The organism is Streptomyces ardesiacus (genome assembly GCF_003112575.1).
Classification (GTDB): Bacteria; Actinomycetota; Actinomycetes; order Streptomycetales; family Streptomycetaceae; genus Streptomyces; species Streptomyces ardesiacus.
Map to the genome: position 1 here is coordinate 111331 of NZ_BEWC01000001.1, position 15815 is coordinate 127145.

Consider the following 15815-nt stretch of genomic DNA (forward strand, 5'->3'; position numbering starts at 1 on the left):
CCATGTCCGCAGTCCAGCCGGCGGCCCCGGACCGGGAGACACCCGGGGACGAGGCGCCGTTCGCGGCCGAGACGTCCATGACCAGCCCCCGGATCGCCGCCCTCGCCGCGGCCGTCGACGCCGGGAACCACGCGGCCGTCGAGGAGTTCTGGAAGGAGGCCGCCGAGACCGGCACCCCCCTGATGGAGCCGACCGACGACGAGTCCCTGACCCTGGTCACCTTCCTGTGGCGGGACCCGGGCGACACCGAGAACGTGATCGTGCTCTTCTGCAGCGCGCCCAGCGGCGACCTGCGGGAGTTCCGCATGGAGCGGATGCCGGGCACCGACCTCTGGTACCGGTCCTACCTCATGCCCTCCCGGCTGCGGACCACCTATCTGCTCTCGGTCAACGACCCGATGGAGCCCTTCGAGTCGTACGCGCAGGTGCTGCGCCGCCTGCCCGAGTACGAGCCCGACCCCCTCAACCCCCGCGACTACACGCTCACGGGCGACCGCGACCGGTTCCGGGTGTCGGTGCTGGAACTGCCCGCCGCGCCCCCGCAGCCGTGGAACATCCCGCGGCGCGGTGTGCCGAAGGGCCACAGCAGGATGCAGACCATGGACAGCGCCGTGCTCGGCACCCGCCACCACGTCAGCGTCCACACCCCGCCCGGCTACACCGCCGACGGCGACGAGTACCACGTCTTCCTGCTCTTCGACGGGTGGTCCTACTACAACTTCGCGGCCATCACGACCGTCATGGACAACCTCCTCTACGCCGGCCGCATCCCCCCGTACGTCCTGGTGATGCACACCAACGAGGACCAGGAGATCCGCGCCCGCGAACTGACCTGCCACGACCCGTTCAACGCGTACCTGAACCAGGAGCTGATGCCCTGGGTCCACGCCAATTACCACATCACCTCGGACCCCGCGAAAACCGTGGTCGGCGGCTCCTGCTTCGGCGCGCTGGCCGCGATGTACGCCGCCTACCGCACCCCCGAGCGGTTCGGCTGCGTCATCTCCCAGTCGGGGTCGTACTGGTGGCCCGGAAAGGACGTACCGGAGAAGGAGGAGGAATGGCTGACCCGGCGGTTCGAGGAATCGCCGAAACTCCCGATCCGATTCTCCATGGACATCGGAAGCCTTGAGCGCTCGATCGTCGACCACGACCCGATGACGAGCCACCGGAACATGGTGGCCGCCCTGGAAAAGAAGGGCTACGAGGTCGACTTCAGCGAATTCCTGGGAGGCCACGACATGGTCTGCTGGCGCGGCACCGTCGTCGACCGGCTGCGCTCCTTCCACCCGGGCCGGTAGCGCGCACCGAGCACACCGGCCGGAAAGCACCGAGAACGCACGCGAAAGGTGAACCAGATGAGTGCAGCCACGATCACCGTGCTGCCGGGCGACGGGGTCGGCCCCGAGGTGACGGCCCAGGCACTGGCGGTGCTGCGCGCCGTCGAGGAGACGTACGGGCACCGCTTCACGGTCCACAAGCGACGGGTCGGCCTGGACGCCATCGCCGCCGAGGGCGTCGCGATCTCCGACAGCACCTTCGAGATCTGCGGCCAGAGCGACGCGATCCTCTTCGGCGCGATCGGCAGCCTGCCGCCCGGCGCGGACCGCGGCGTTGGCCCCCGGCCCGAGGAGGCCCTGTTCCGCCTGCGCAAGGAGTTCGGCTTCTTCGCCAACCTGCGCCCCGTACGGCCCTTCGAGGCCCTGTACGGCGCCTCCTCGCTCAAGCCCGAACACCTCAAGGGCGCCGACCTGCTCTTCGTGCGGGAACTGTCGGCCGGGCTCTACTACGGGCGCCTGGAATCCGTGCCCGGCAAGCCGAGCGAGATCCGCCGCGCACCGCACGGCACCGAAGCCGTGGACACCCTCCTCTACACCGAGGAGGAGATCGAACGCGTCGTGCGCGCCGCCTTCGAGATCGCGCTGCTGCGGGAGCGGAAGGTCACCTCGGTCGACAAGGCCAACGTGCTCAGCTCCTCCGTCCTGTGGCGCGAGGTGGTGGAGCGGGTGGCGGCCGAGCACCCCACCGTCACGTACGAGCACATGCTGGTCGACGCCTGCGCCATGCGCCTGATCAGGACGCCGTCGGAGTTCGACGTCGTCGTCACCGAGAACCTGTTCGGCGACATCCTCACCGACGAGGCGTCGATGCTGACGGGATCCATCGGCATGCTGCCGTCCGCCAGCCTCGGAACCCGGCGCACGGCCGGCGGCACCTTCGGGCTGTACGAGCCGATCCACGGCTCCGCCCCCGACATCGCCGGCCGGGACCGGGCCAACCCGGTGGGCGCCGTCCTCTCCGGCGCGCTGCTGCTCCGGCACTCCCTCGGCCTCACCCGGGAGGCCGCCGCCGTCGAGGGGGCCGTCGAGGCGGTGATCGGCGAGGGCCTGCGGACGCCCGACCTCGCGGAGCCCGGCAGCACGGTCGTCGGCACCCGGGAGATGGGGCGCCGCATCACGGACCGGGTGCGCTCGGCCTCCGCCTGACCCCGCCGCATCCCGGCCCCCCCCGCGGCCACCGCCGTACGCGTGCGGCACACGACGAACAGACGACTGGAGTCCCCCACGCATGACCACGTCACACAGCGCCCCCCGGGCCGTCCCGGCCGGCCTCGGCGCACAACGCCTGGCGGTCCGGGAAGCCCGTCGCGACCTGGTCCGGCACCACCGCTCCGTCCGGGCCGACTCGGCGGAACCCCCCATCCGCGTCATGGCCCGGCTCATCACGGACCTCGAACGGGAGTGCGCACACCGGGGGTTCGCCCCGGCCGCCATCCGGCTGGAGATCGTCAACCGGACCATCGGCGACGTGAACGTGCGGCTGATCGACGAGTGCGACGGGGAGGAGGGCGGCCCCGGGGACTACCGCCTGCTCGCCGACGAACTCGGGATCGCCCTGCCCGGCGAGGAACTGCACGGCCGGCCGGCAACCGGGAAGGGCTACCAGTGGCTCCGGGACCGGATGGCGGACGAGGAACGCGACCTCCTCGACGCCGGGTACGACCCGCGGATCTACGACATCCAGGGGGTCGGCAACCCGCTGCTGCGCGGCCGGCTCGCCGCCGACATGGCGCGGTGGGGCGTGAGCGCCACCGCCGAGCAGGTGGCGCTCGGCCTGGGAGCGGGGGACTGCATCGACAAGATCTTCCGCGGACTGGCCGCTGCCGCCCGGCGCCGGGACGAGCCGCCCGGGGCGCTCCTCTTCGCGGCGCCCGGCTTCAACATGCCCGAACTGCAGGCCGAGACCTACGGATACCGGCTGCACCGGGTGCACACCCGGGCCGAGGAGCGGTTCAAACTCACCGGCGAGCGACTGGCCCGGCACCTGCGGGACAACCCGGACGTCAGGGTCTTCTACCTGACCGTGACGAACAACCCCACGTCCCTCGCGTACACGCCCGGCGAACTGACCGCCCTCATGGAGGCCGTACGGCATTCCGCAGACCGGGGCCACCCCGTCCACGTCCTGGCCGACCTCGCCTACATCGGCACCGGACGCCCCGCCGAGGACGAGGCCCGTATGCGGGCGCTGGCCTCGGTCCCCGGGGCGGCCGAGCGCCTGATCTACGTGAACAGCTTCTCCAAGACGTTCAGTCTGACCGGAGACCGGTTCGGCTGGGCCGTGTTCGCGGACGCGGAACTGTCGGCCGCCATGCGACCGAGCTGGATGAACAGCGTGAGCTGCCTGCCCGGGGAATGGCAGCTGCGCTTCATGGCGTACCACACCCTGTTCGCCCGGCACCCCGAGCTGGTGGAGAAGATCCGCGGCCTCTACCGGCTGCGCCGTTCCCGTCTGCGCACACAACTGCGCCTGCTGGACGAGGAACACGACCTTTTCGAGACCATTCACACGGACGACGACGCGACCATTTACCTCTGGTGCCGCCTCAAGGCCGGCCAGGACTGTTTCTCGGTCCTGGAGAAGACCGGCATCGCCGGTATCCCGGGATCCACCTTCGGCTATTCCGACGACTACATCCGCTTCTCGGTCGGCATTCACCCGGTCGTCATGGACTGACCCCGCTCACCGCCTTTCGGCGCGTCGTCGACGGCAAGAGATCTTCCGAAACGGAGAGACCATGCAGAAGGACGCACACGGACACACGGACAGCACCGCGGACGACATCGACTCCCTCGACGTCCCCGTCAACTTCAACTGGAACCGGGACCCGAGCCCGCTGACGCCGCTGCCGACGAGCATGCCCGGCGAGCCCCTCGCCTCCCAGGTCGCCGGGGCCCACGTCCTGTCGGAGTGCCTGCGCGACGGCCTCCAGGGCATATCGGGATACCCGCGGGTCGACGACATGATGCGGTACCTGCACCTGCTCCACGCCTTCGGCATCCGGCACGCGACGGTCGGGATCTACCCCGGCAACGCAGACCGGATCAACGCGCGGATGAAGCAGCTGCTGGCACGGATGCGGGACGAACTGCCCGGCATCGTGCCCTCCGTGCTCTCCATGTGCACCGAGGAGTCCCTCCGGTGGACCGTCGAGTGCAAGGAGATCCACCCCGCGCTGGAGTCCGTCGTCTTCATGGGCAGCGCGCCGTCGAGACGCCTCGTCCAGGGCTGGGGGCTGGACTTCGTCCTGGACCGGATGGAGACGTTCATCAAGAAGACCGTGGAGATGGGGATCCCCGTCATCGCGGGCACCGAGCACACCACCCAGACCACGCCCGAGGACCTGCGGGCGATCACCCGCACCCAGGTCGAGAGCGGCGCCTACATCGTCGCCCTCGCCGACACCATCGGGGTCATCCGCCCGCTGGGCACCTACCGCATCATCCGCTTCGTCCGCGACGAACTCGACGCGCTGGGCGTGCCGGACATGCAGGTGGACTGGCACGGCCACCGCGACACCGGCAACGCCCTCGGCAACGCCATGGCCGCGGTGGCGGCCGGCGCCAACCGGATCCACGTGGTCGCGCGGGGCGTCGGCGAACGCTCGGGCAACGCCTCCCTGGAGGAGATCGTCCTCAACTTCGCGGCGATCCAGGCGGAGGCCGGCCTGCCCGTCCCGTGGGACATGTCACGGCTGCTCGAACTGATCACCTGCTACCAGGAGATGGTGGGCGTGGAGCCCCCGGAGCACGGCGTGCTCGGCAAGCGCTACAGCCACACCTCGTCCGGCATCCACACCGACGCCATCCTCAAGGCCCACCACCTCGCCGACCGGGCCCGGGAGGCGAACGCGCCCGAACTCGAGGCGCGCCTGCGGGAGATGTCGCGCACCGTGTACTCCGCGGTGGACCCGGCCGCCATCGGCGGCAGCCCGTCCGTGGCCGTCAGCCCCTGGAGCGGCCAGAGCTCCGTGCGGCTGGCCTGCATGCTGAGCGGCCGCGACCCCCGCGACCTGTCCCCGGAGACCGTCCAGCAGCTCCTGACCCGCGCCAACGAACTGGGCCGCGAGCTGACCCCCCAGGAGCTGGAGGAGGGACTCACCAAGGCGCCGGCCGCCCACCCCGCCTGAACCGGACCCCTCCCGCCACGCGACACCCCTCGAAGGAGCAACCGACCGATGCCCCGCACGATGTTCGACAAGATCTGGGACGCGCACGTGGTGCGCGACGAACCCGGCGAGATACCGATGCTCTACATCGACCGGCACCTCACGCACGAGGCGACCTCGCCGCAGGCCTTCGCCGGGCTGACCGAACGCGGCCTGCCGGTGCACCGTCCCGAGACCGTGGTCGCGGTGATCGACCACAACGTCCCCACGACGCCGGGACGCCGCCTGATCGACGTCATCGACCAGCAGAGCGTCGTCTGCATCGAGACGATGGAGGACAACGCCCGCGACTTCGGCGTCCGGCTCCTGGGCATGAACGACGACGACCAGGGCATCGTGCACGTCATCGGTCCCGAACTGGGCCTGTCGCTGCCCGGCATGACGGTCGTCTGCGGCGACTCCCACACCTCGACCCACGGCGCCCTCGGCATCTTCGCCATGGGCATCGGCACCAGCGAGGTGGAGCACGTGCTCGCCACGCAGTGCCTGCTCCAGCAGAAGCCCCGCACGATGAACATCCGCATCGACGGCACCCTGGCCCCGGGCGTGAGCGCCAAGGACGTCGCGCTGGCGATGATCCGCAGGCTCGGCACCGACGCCGGCACCCACCACGTCATCGAGTTCACCGGCTCCGCCGTGCACGCGCTGTCCATCGAGGGCCGCATGACGCTGTGCAACATGGCCATCGAGGCGGGGGCCCGGGCGGGCATGGTCGCCCCCGACGACGTGACGATCGAGTACGTGCGCGGCCGGCGCCACGCGCCCTCCGGAGAACTCTTCGAGCGGGCCGCCGAGCAGTGGCGGCAACTGGCCGCCGACCCCGGTGCCCGCTACGACGCCGAGCACCACCTCGACGTGGACGACCTGGTGCCGCAGGTCACCTGGGGCACCAACCCGGGGATGGTCGCCGACGTCACGGGCACCGTCCCGGACCCGGCGGCCGAGAGCGATCCCGTCCTGCGCGCCGAGCGGGAGAAGGCCCTGGAGTACATGGGCCTGGAGCCCGGCCGGCGGATCGACGAGATCCCGGTCGACACCGTGTTCATCGGGTCGTGCACCAACTCCCGGCTGGAGGACCTGCGGCTGGCCGCCGAGTTCGTCGCCGGCCGGAAGGTCGCGCCGGGCGTGCGGGCCATCGTCGTGCCCGGCTCCATGGCCGTCCGCCGCGCCGCCGAGGCCGAGGGGATGGCGGACGTCTTCCGCGCGGCGGGCTTCGAGTGGCGCGAGCCCGGCTGCAGCATGTGCATCGCGATGAACGGGGACCGCCTGTCCGCCGGCGAGCGCTGCGCCTCGACGAGCAACCGCAACTTCGAAGGACGTCAGGGCAAGGGCGGCCGCACCCACCTGGTCAGTCCGGCGACCGCGGCCGCCACGGCCGTGGCCGGCCGGTTCGCCGACGTCCGCGACCTGTAGAGGAAGGACCCCATGGAGAAGTTCATCACGCACGACGGCATCGCGGTGCCGCTGATGCGCTCCAACGTGAACACCGACGACATCGTCCCCGCCCGGTTCCTCAAGTCGATCAGCCGTTCAGGCTTCGGCCGGCACCTGTTCGGCAACTGGCGCTACCTGGAGGACGGGACCACTCCCGACCCGGACTTCCCGCTGAACGCGCCCCGGTACCAGGGCGCCTCCGTCCTCGTCGCCGGCGAGAACTTCGGCTGCGGATCCTCCCGCGAGCACGCGCCCTGGTCCCTGCGGGAGTTCGGCTTCCGGTGCGTGGTCGCGCCCGGCTTCGCGGACATCTTCCACAACAACTGCTTCAACAGCAGCATCCTCCCGGTCAGTCTGGAGACGGCCGAGGTCGAGGCGATCGCGGAGGGCCTGGCGGACGGCGCGTCGCCGACCCTGCACATCGACCTGCCGGCCCAGACGGTGACCACCGCCGACGGGCGGACCTACCGGTTCAGGATCGACCCCTTCAAGAAGAACTCGCTGATGGAGGGGCTCGACAACATCGGCTGGACGCTCTCCCACCGGGACCAGGTCCATGCCTACGAGGAGCGCCGCAGGCAGGAGGCGCCCTGGCTCTTCCCCCGGTCCGCCTGACCCGGCCGCACACCCCGACCCGAACAGCACAGAGCCTGGAGCCCGGAAATGGAAGCACAGCAGATGAAGGTCCTCGTCAACGACGAGGAGCAGTACTCCCTGTGGCCGGCCTATCTCGCCGTCCCCGAGGGATGGCGGGAGACGGGAACGGCCGGCTCGAAAGAGGAGTGCCTCGAGTACGTCAGGGAGGTCTGGGTCGACATGCGCCCCAAGAGCCTGCGCCTGCAGATGGAGCAGTCGGCCGGCTGACGGCGCGGCCCGAGACGAAACGTTCGCGACACCGACCAAGGAGCCACTCATGGACGAACTCCTCCGACGCCTCTCGGCCGAGGGGCAGAAGACGGCGGCCGGCGGACCCTCCCCCTCCGTGGAGGACCTCCGGCGGCGCGTCGCCGAGAAGGGGTACGTGTTCATCAAGTTCACCGACACGGCCGGCGGCACGGACCTCGGCGTACGCGTCGACGCGGACGCCTGCGACCTCAGCGGGGCCGACTTCGCGCGGGGCATCGGCAGCGTGCACATCGAGGGCACGCTGACGCTGAACCTGGTGAAGGTGCGCTGTGTCACCGACATCGAACTGTCGTCGCTCACCGGTACCGGGCACCTGGTGCCGGTGGAGGAGGCCGTCGCCGCGCGTTAGCCCGCGGCCGGGGCGGCGTCCCGTCGGCCCCCGCCCCACCCCCGAGTCCTCTCCCCGAGGAAAGCGGCGGTACGGATCCCCTCCCGTGCCGCCGCTTTCCGCGTCGTGGGCGGCCCGGCTCTCCCCGACCGCGTGGCACACCTTCTGGCCGAGATCGTGCGGGCGGCGCCGCGTCCGGGCAGCGTGACGGCTGCGTGTCGCTCGGTGGTGACAGTATCGTCGATCTACTGCAACCCTCGAGGTGGCGCGAATTCGTACCCCGCCGGGCCATAATCGCTGACGTTGTGCCACGGCGGCTCGATGGCGGGAGCCGGTCGACGGATGGACGGGGGCTGGGATGAACCAGGGTTCGGTCAGGGTGGCGGTGGTGGCGCGGGGCGAGGTCGCGCGCAGTGGCCTCGCGGCCATGCTGCGGGAGGCGGCCCGGGTGAAGCAGACCACCGTCTTCCGGCCCGAGGAGTTCACGACGGCGTCGCCCGAGGACGCGGTCCAACTGCTCATCCTCTCCTGCGACGTGGTGGTCATGTGGTGTGTCAACGGCTCCGGCACCGGTGAGGAGGCGTGGGCCGTCCGGCTGGCCGAGGTCGTCCGCCGCAACGGGGTGCGGGTCCTGCTGGTGCTGCCCGGTGCCGAGGTGCGGCGGGCCGCGTCGGGCGCGGTGGTGCCCTGCGACGGGATCCTCGACCAGGAGGCGCTGACGGTCCACGGGCTCGACGAAGCGCTGCGGAAGGCCGTCGAGGGAACGCAGCCGGCACCGGTCGCGCAGCCGCCCCGGCAGCGGCGCACCGCGGGGGAGCGGTCCAGGCCCCCCGGAAGACAGTTCACGGAGCGGGAGAGACGGGTGCTCGAACTGCTCGTCGAAGGGCTCAGCAATCGGCAGATCGGCCAGGCCCTCGGCGTGTCCGAGCACGTGGCCAAGCGCACCGTGGCGATCGTGCTCTCCAAGCTCGACAGCCCCAACCGCACCCAGGCGGCGGCCGTCGCCCTGCGCGAGGGACTCGTGGGGTCCGGACCGGACGCGGCACTGGGCGCGTAGGACGCGGGGTGGGCGGCGACGGCGGGTCGACCCCGCGGTGGGTCAATATGCTCGCCCCATGCTCACCGAAGTCACCGCCACCCGCTACGTCGAACCCCTGCGTTCCGGCGGCTCCGTGCCCGCCGTCGTCGAGGCCGACGACCTCGGCACCTACGTCCTGAAGTTCACCGGCTCCGCGCAGGGCCGCAAGGCGCTGGTCGCCGAGGTGGTCGTGGGCGAGCTGGCCCGGGAGCTGGGGCTGCGGGTGCCGGAGCTGGTGCTCGCGCACTTCGACCCGGCGCTCGCCGAGGCCGAGCCGCACCAGGAGGTGCGGGACCTGCTGCACGCCAGCGCGGGGCTCAACCTCGGCATGGACTACTTGTCGGGCGGCGCCGACTTCACGCCCGAGGTCGCCGAGGTGTTCCCGGTGGACGCGCGGGAGGCCGGGCGCGTCGTCTGGCTGGACGCGCTCACGGTGAACGTCGACCGGACCGTGCACAGCTCCAACCTCATGGTCTGGCCCACCCTCGGCACCGCGCCCCCGCGCCTGTGGCTGATCGACCACGGCGCGGCCCTCGTCTTCCACCACCGCTGGGGCGTCTCCCCGCCCGAGAAGGCGTACGACTTCCGGCACCACGCCCTCGGCCACTACGCGCCCGACCTCCCGGCCGCCGACGCCGAGCTGGCGCCCAAGGTGACCCGGGAGCTGCTGCACGAGGTGGTGGGCAGGGTGCCCGAGGCCTGGCTGACCTGCGAGGCCGGGTTCGACACGCCGGACGCGGTGCGCGCCGCCTACGTGGACTACCTGCACGCGCGCGTGCGGGCCTCCCGCCAGTGGCTGCCCACCGGCTTCCCGAGCCGTGAGGAACTCGCCGCCGAGAACGCCGCCCGCGCGGCGCGCACGCAGCGGGGGCGGCCCGACTGGCTCAAGCGGGTCCCCGACCTGCACGGCAAGCCGCCCGCCGAGCAGGACTGGTCCGTGCACCTGGGCTGACACACGTCCGCGCTCCCGGAGCCGCGGTACGGCGCCGGGAGCGCGGACCGTCGAGCGTGCCCGGGCGTCAGCCCTCGAGCTGCTCGTACGCCGGCAGCGTCAGGAAGTCGGCGTAGTCCTCGTCGAGCGACACGGTGAGCAGCAGGTCGTGCGCCTGCTGCCAATTGCCGGCCGCGAAGGCCTCGTCGCCGATCTCGGCGCGGATGTTCGCCAGTTCCTCGGCGGCGACCTTGCGGGCCAGCTCGGCGGTGACCTGCTCGCCGTTGTCGAGGACGACTTCCGCGTTGATCCACTGCCAGATCTGCGAGCGGGAGATCTCGGCGGTGGCCGCGTCCTCCATCAGGTTGAAGATGGCGACCGCACCGAGGCCGCGCAGCCACGCCTCGATGTAGCGGATGCCGACCTGCACGGCGTTGACCAGGCCCGCGTACGTCGGCTTGGCGTCCAGGGAGTCGATCGCGATGAGGTCGGCGGCCTTGACGTCGACGTCCTCGCGCAGGCGGTCCTTCTGGTGGGGCCTGTCGCCCAGCACCTTGTCGAAGGACTCCATGGCGATCGGGACCAGGTCGGGGTGGGCGACCCAGGAGCCGTCGAAGCCGTCGCCGGCCTCGCGGTCCTTGTCGGCGCGGACCTTCTCGAAGGCGACCTTGTTGACCTCGGCGTCCCGGCGGGAGGGGATGAACGCCGCCATGCCGCCGATCGCGTGCGCGCCCCGCTTGTGGCAGGTGCGCACGAGGAGTTCGGTGTACGCCCGCATGAAGGGGGCGGTCATCGTCACCGCGTTGCGGTCCGGCAGGACGAACTTGGCGCCGCCGTCACGGAAGTTCTTGACGATGGAGAACAGGTAGTCCCAGCGGCCGGCGTTCAGCCCGGAGGCGTGGTCGCGCAGCTCGTAGAGGATCTCCTCCATCTCGTACGCGGCCGTGATCGTCTCGATCAGGACGGTGGCGCGGACCGTGCCCTGCGGGATGCCGACGTAGTCCTGCGCGAAGACGAACACCTCGTTCCACAGGCGGGCCTCCAGGTGGGACTCCGTCTTCGGGAGGTAGAAGTACGGGCCCTTGCCGAGGTCCAGCAGGCGCTGCGCGTTGTGGAAGAAGTACAGGCCGAAGTCGACCAGGGCGCCGGGGACGGGGCGGCCGTCGACCTGGAGGTGGCGCTCGTCGAGGTGCCAGCCGCGCGGGCGCATGACGACGGTCGCCAGCTCCTCGTCCGGGCGCAGGGCGTACGACTTGCCGGTGCGCTCGTCGGTGAAGTCGATGGTGCGGGTGTAGGCCGAGGTCAGGTTGAGCTGGCCGAGGACCACGTTCTCCCAGGTCGGCGCGGAGGCGTCCTCGAAGTCCGCGAGCCAGACCTTCGCGCCCGAGTTGAGGGCGTTGATGGTCATCTTGCGGTCGGTGGGGCCGGTGATCTCGACGCGGCGGTCCTGCAGCGCGGCCGGAGCGGGGGCCACCTTCCAGGAGTCGTCCGCGCGGACGGCGGCGGTCTCCGGAAGGAAGTCGAGCGTGGAGGTGCGGGCGATCTCGGCGCGGCGCTCCGCACGGCGGGCGAGGAGTTCGTCACGCCGGGGCGTGAACCGCCGGTGCAGCTCGGCCACGAAGGCGAGCGCCGCATCGGTGAGGACCTCCTCCTGCCGGGGCAGGGGCTCGGCGTCGACGATGGCCAGCGTGGACGGCGCTGGTGCGGACATGAGCTGTCACTTCCTTCAGCGGTGGCACCGGGTGCCAGAGGGTGCGTATGGGGCATTACGCACTCGCCGTGCAGCGGAGTGCTTCTGGTCAGTGGATAGTAGTTTCCTCATCGTGGAACTTCAATGGTTTGTTGATGTCGAGATTCTCCGGGTCGAGGGAAGGTGGCGCTGGGTGCCACCTCCCTCACTCAAGGTGGCCCAGGTCCGCCTCGGTGTCGATGTCGTACGGCCGGGCCACGTCCCCGCACTCGACGAGGACGATCTCCGCCTCGTGTTCCCGGAGATAGGCGCGGGCACCCCGGTCGCCGGCGGCGGTCGCCGCGATCCCGGCCCAGTGCGCGGCGCCGAGCAGCACCGGATGCCCGCGCACGCCCGCGTACGCCGCCGAGACCAGCGACGTCTCGTCCCGGTACCCGGCGCGCACCCGGGCCGTCGCCTCGGCCCCGATGCCGGGCTGGTCCACCAGGCAGACCAGGGCCGCCCGCGCTCCGGTGCCGGTCAGCGAGCGGAGTCCGGCCCGCAGGGACGAACCCATGCCCTCGTCCCAGCCGGGGTTGTCCACCAGGACGCAGGCATCGAGCGCCGCCCGTGCGCGGACGTCCGCGGCGCGGGCCCCCAGGACGACGTGGACGCGGGCGCAGCCGGCGGTGCGCAAGGTATCGGCCGCGTGTTCGACGAGCAGGCGTCCGCGGTGGTGCAGCAGTGCCTTGGGGCGGCCGCCGAGCCGCCGGCCGCCCCCGGCGGCCAGCACCAGCCCCGCCACCGGGCCGCCCACCTGCTCCTGCGTCTGCGCTTCGTCGTCGGTCATGCGTCCTGCATACCCGACGGCCCGCCAAACGCCAGGGTCCGCAGGGCGGTTGCGGAGAAGTTCCGGAGACTGAATTTCGGTCCCCGTGGTGGCGCGTCCGGCGGGGGGTGGCGTTTACTGGCCCGCGCACAACAGGGTGCGTGGGGGAGGCCGGGGAGGGCTGTGGTGCGGAGCGTGGGGCAGCGGTACGTGACCGTCGGCGACGAGGACGTGAGGGTGGTGGCGCTGCGGACCGCGGTGTCCCGGGTGCGCCGGCAGCTCGCCCTGCTGCCCGCCGACTTCCCCGACCGCCAGATCGCCGAGGAGGAACTGGCCGACCTCGCCGCGATGGCGGGTCACGGCGTCCCCGAGGCGCCCCGGCTGCGCCGCTCCCTGCTGCTGATAGCCGGTGCGATCGGCTCCGTCAGCGCCCTGAAGCCGGGGCTGACGGAGGTCCGTCACGCCGTGGAACTGTTCGGCGATCCGCCGCGCCGCTGAGCGCCGCCGCGCCGCTGAGCGCCGCCGCGCCGCTGAGCGCCGGGGCGCGGGCCCCGGAGCGTGTGGCGGGAGCGCGGGCCCCGGGGCGTGTGGCGGGAGCGCGGGCCCGGAGCGGGTGGCCGGGGTGTGCGACCCGGGTGCGGGCCCGGCGCGCGACCCCGGCGCGCGGGCGCGGATCAGACCGCCGGGCCGCCGTTCGCGCCGTTCGACGTGCCGTTCGAGGTCAGCAGGGCCTCCGACAGCTCCGCCGCCACCTGCTGGAGCAGGGGCACCATCCGCTCGGTCGCGGCCTCGGTGACCCGGCCCGCCGGACCGGAGATCGAGATGGCCGCGGCGGTGGGGGAGTCCGGCACGGAGACGGCCAGGCAGCGCACGCCGATCTCCTGCTCGTTGTCGTCGATCGCGTAACCCTGGCGGCGCACGTCCTCCAGGGCGGCGATGAAGCCGTCCGGGGTGGTGATCGTCTTGTCGGTCGCGGCCGGCATGCCGGTACGGCCCAGCAGGGCCCGCACCTCGTCCGCCGGGAAGTCCGCGAGCAGCGCCTTGCCGACGCCCGTGGAGTGCGGCAGGACCCGTCGGCCCACCTCGGTGAACATGCGCATCGAGTGCTTGGAGGGCACCTGCGCGACGTACACGATCTCGTCGCCGTCGAGCAGGGCCATGTTCGCCGTCTCGCCGGTCTCCTCGACCAGCCGGGCCAGGTGCGGGCGGGCCCAGGTGCCGAGCAGCCGGGAGGCGGACTCGCCGAGGCGGATCAGGCGTGGGCCGAGGGCGTAGCGGCGGTTGGGCTGCTGGCGAACGTATCCGCAGGCCACGAGGGTGCGCATCAGGCGGTGGATGGTCGGCAGCGGCAGCCCGCTGCTGGCCGAGAGCTCGCTCAGGCCGACCTCGCCCCCCGCGTCCGCCATCCGTTCGAGCAGGTCGAAGGCGCGCTCCAGGGACTGGACGCCACCGGTGGCGGACCTGGCGGAGTCGGTGGTGCTGGCGCTGGACGTCGGCACGGCACGTTCCTTTCGGGGCTGGCGGGAGGAAAGAAGCGTACCCGGCGGCCGGTTGACTACCGGCTTGTACGTAGCTACGTTCTGCTTGCTGGAATTCTAATTCCGCTTTGTGGAAACGTCCAGAGCGGGGTCATTGGGCATGCCAGCACAAAGGGTGCCTCTTGACGGCCTCGGAGTCGGAGTGAAGACTCCTTCAACAGAACGTTGAAATCCGACGGCAGAGGCAGAGAAGCACAGGCAGAGAAGGGGATCCGGGTGTCCGAAGCTGAACTGGTGCTGCGTTCGACGCGCGTCATCACTCCCGAGGGGACCCGCGCCGCGTCCGTCGCGGTCACCGGGGAGAAGATCACGGCGGTCCTGCCGTACGACGCCCCCGTCCCGGCGGGCGCCCGCCTCGAGGACGTCGGCGACCACGTCGTCCTGCCCGGACTGGTCGACACCCACGTGCACGTGAACGACCCCGGCCGCACCGAGTGGGAGGGCTTCTGGACCGCCACCCGCGCCGCGGCGGCCGGCGGCATCACCACCCTCGTCGACATGCCGCTCAACTCCATCCCGCCGACCACCACGGTCGACCACCTGCGCACCAAGCGCGAGGTCGCCGCCGACAAGGCCCACATCGACGTCGGTTTCTGGGGCGGCGCCCTCCCGGACAACGTCAAGGACCTGCGCCCGCTGCACGAGGCCGGGGTCTTCGGCTTCAAGGCGTTCCTGTCGCCGTCGGGCGTGGACGAGTTCCCGCACCTCGACCAGGAGCAGCTCGCCCGGTCGCTGGCGGAGATCGCCGCCTTCGACGGCCTGCTCATCGTGCACGCCGAGGACCCGCACCACCTGGCCGCCGCCCCGCAGCAGGGCGGGCCCGAGTACAGCCACTTCCTCGCCAGCCGCCCGCGCGACGCCGAGGACACCGCGATCGCGACCCTCCTCGCGCAGGCCAAGCGGTTCCACGCACGCGTGCACGTGCTCCACCTGTCCTCCAGCGACGCCCTGCCGCTGATCGCCGAGGCCCGTGCCGACGGCGTGAAGGTGACGGTCGAGACCTGCCCGCACTACCTCACCCTGACCGCCGAGGAAGTGCCGGACGGCGCCAGCGAGTTCAAGTGCTGCCCGCCGATCCGCGAGGCCGCCAACCAGGACCTGCTCTGGCAGGCGCTCGTGGACGGCACCATCGACTGCGTGGTCACCGACCACTCCCCGTCCACCGCCGACCTGAAGACCGACGACTTCGCCACCGCCTGGGGCGGCATCGCCGGTCTCCAGCTCAGCCTGCCGGCCATGTGGACCGCGGCCCGCGAGCGCGGCCTGGGCCTGGAGGACATCGTGCGCTGGATGTCGGCGCGCACGGCCGCGCTGGTGGGGCTCGACGCCCGCAAGGGAGCCATCGCGCCGGGCCACGACGCGGACTTCGCCGTCCTCGCCCCCGACGAGACCTTCACCGTCGACCCGGCCGCCCTCCAGCACCGCAACCGCGTCACCGCGTACGCGGGCAGGACCCTGTACGGCGTCGTGAAGTCCACCTGGCTGCGCGGACGGCGCATCGTGGCGGACGGCGCGTTCACCGACCCGAAGGGACAGCTCCTCGACCGGGCCTGACGTGCCCGGCCATCCCCTGAACCAAGTCCCTCCCGAACA

At 71.7% G+C, this 15815-nt stretch carries 15 protein-coding genes; 12 read left to right on the forward strand and 3 right to left on the reverse strand.

The window, feature by feature from the left end; all coding sequences use genetic code 11:
* Positions 1-2 precede the first annotated feature (2 nt).
* From fes to Sdi02f_RS00470, 10 genes are all read left to right on the forward strand, one after another.
* Entirely contained in the window at positions 3-1301 is a 1299-nt protein-coding gene (gene fes / locus Sdi02f_RS00425; RefSeq protein ID WP_030403450.1) for an enterochelin esterase, read from the forward strand.
* A 57-nt stretch (positions 1302-1358) separates the two neighbouring features.
* Entirely contained in the window at positions 1359-2486 is a 1128-nt protein-coding gene (gene leuB, locus Sdi02f_RS00430; protein ID WP_108932480.1) for a 3-isopropylmalate dehydrogenase, read from the forward strand.
* Between the two features lie 82 nt (positions 2487-2568).
* Positions 2569-4017, forward strand: a complete 1449-nt coding sequence (locus Sdi02f_RS00435) for a pyridoxal phosphate-dependent aminotransferase (RefSeq protein ID WP_030403452.1) — start codon at positions 2569-2571, stop codon at positions 4015-4017.
* Between the two features lie 61 nt (positions 4018-4078).
* Positions 4079-5470, forward strand: a complete 1392-nt coding sequence (locus tag Sdi02f_RS00440) for a hydroxymethylglutaryl-CoA lyase-like TIM-barrel protein (protein WP_031185798.1) — start codon at positions 4079-4081, stop codon at positions 5468-5470.
* A gap of 48 nt (positions 5471-5518) precedes the next feature.
* Positions 5519-6922 (forward strand): 3-isopropylmalate dehydratase large subunit, encoded by a 1404-nt coding sequence (gene leuC, locus Sdi02f_RS00445; protein WP_053662893.1) that lies wholly within the window; start codon positions 5519-5521, stop codon positions 6920-6922.
* A 12-nt stretch (positions 6923-6934) separates the two neighbouring features.
* On the forward strand, positions 6935-7558 hold the full coding sequence (gene leuD, locus Sdi02f_RS00450; protein ID WP_030403455.1) for a 3-isopropylmalate dehydratase small subunit: 624 nt from the start codon (positions 6935-6937) through the stop codon (positions 7556-7558).
* Positions 7559-7606: 48 nt separating this feature from the next.
* Positions 7607-7807: an MbtH family protein gene (locus tag Sdi02f_RS00455; RefSeq protein ID WP_030403456.1), complete on the forward strand. Its 201-nt coding sequence runs from the start codon at positions 7607-7609 to the stop codon at positions 7805-7807.
* Positions 7808-7856: 49 nt separating this feature from the next.
* Positions 7857-8198, forward strand: a complete 342-nt coding sequence (locus Sdi02f_RS00460) for a hypothetical protein (protein WP_030403457.1) — start codon at positions 7857-7859, stop codon at positions 8196-8198.
* Between the two features lie 337 nt (positions 8199-8535).
* A complete protein-coding gene (locus tag Sdi02f_RS00465) occupies positions 8536-9234 on the forward strand; it encodes a helix-turn-helix transcriptional regulator (RefSeq protein WP_030403458.1) in 699 nt (232 codons plus the stop codon).
* Positions 9235-9292: 58 nt separating this feature from the next.
* Positions 9293-10207 (forward strand): HipA family kinase, encoded by a 915-nt coding sequence (locus Sdi02f_RS00470; RefSeq protein WP_030403459.1) that lies wholly within the window; start codon positions 9293-9295, stop codon positions 10205-10207.
* Between the two features lie 67 nt (positions 10208-10274).
* On the opposite strand, the gene aceB is transcribed toward Sdi02f_RS00470, so the two are convergent.
* Positions 10275-11897: a malate synthase A gene (gene aceB, locus Sdi02f_RS00475; protein ID WP_108932481.1), complete on the reverse strand. Its 1623-nt coding sequence runs from the start codon at positions 11895-11897 to the stop codon at positions 10275-10277.
* A gap of 184 nt (positions 11898-12081) precedes the next feature.
* Entirely contained in the window at positions 12082-12705 is a 624-nt protein-coding gene (locus Sdi02f_RS00480) for a nucleotidyltransferase family protein (RefSeq protein ID WP_053662897.1), read from the reverse strand.
* 162 nt (positions 12706-12867) lie between these two features.
* Here Sdi02f_RS00480 and Sdi02f_RS00485 point away from each other — a divergent pair, with 162 nt between their 5' ends.
* Entirely contained in the window at positions 12868-13182 is a 315-nt protein-coding gene (locus Sdi02f_RS00485; protein ID WP_030403462.1) for a DUF5955 family protein, read from the forward strand.
* Between the two features lie 176 nt (positions 13183-13358).
* Here Sdi02f_RS00485 and allR read toward each other — a convergent pair whose 3' ends face one another.
* Positions 13359-14183, reverse strand: a complete 825-nt coding sequence (gene allR, locus Sdi02f_RS00490) for an allantoin degradation transcriptional regulator AllR (RefSeq protein ID WP_031084392.1) — start codon at positions 14181-14183, stop codon at positions 13359-13361.
* A 255-nt stretch (positions 14184-14438) separates the two neighbouring features.
* Here allR and allB point away from each other — a divergent pair, with 255 nt between their 5' ends.
* Positions 14439-15776, forward strand: a complete 1338-nt coding sequence (gene allB / locus Sdi02f_RS00495) for an allantoinase AllB (protein WP_030403464.1) — start codon at positions 14439-14441, stop codon at positions 15774-15776.
* The last annotated feature ends 39 nt before the right edge of the window (positions 15777-15815 follow it).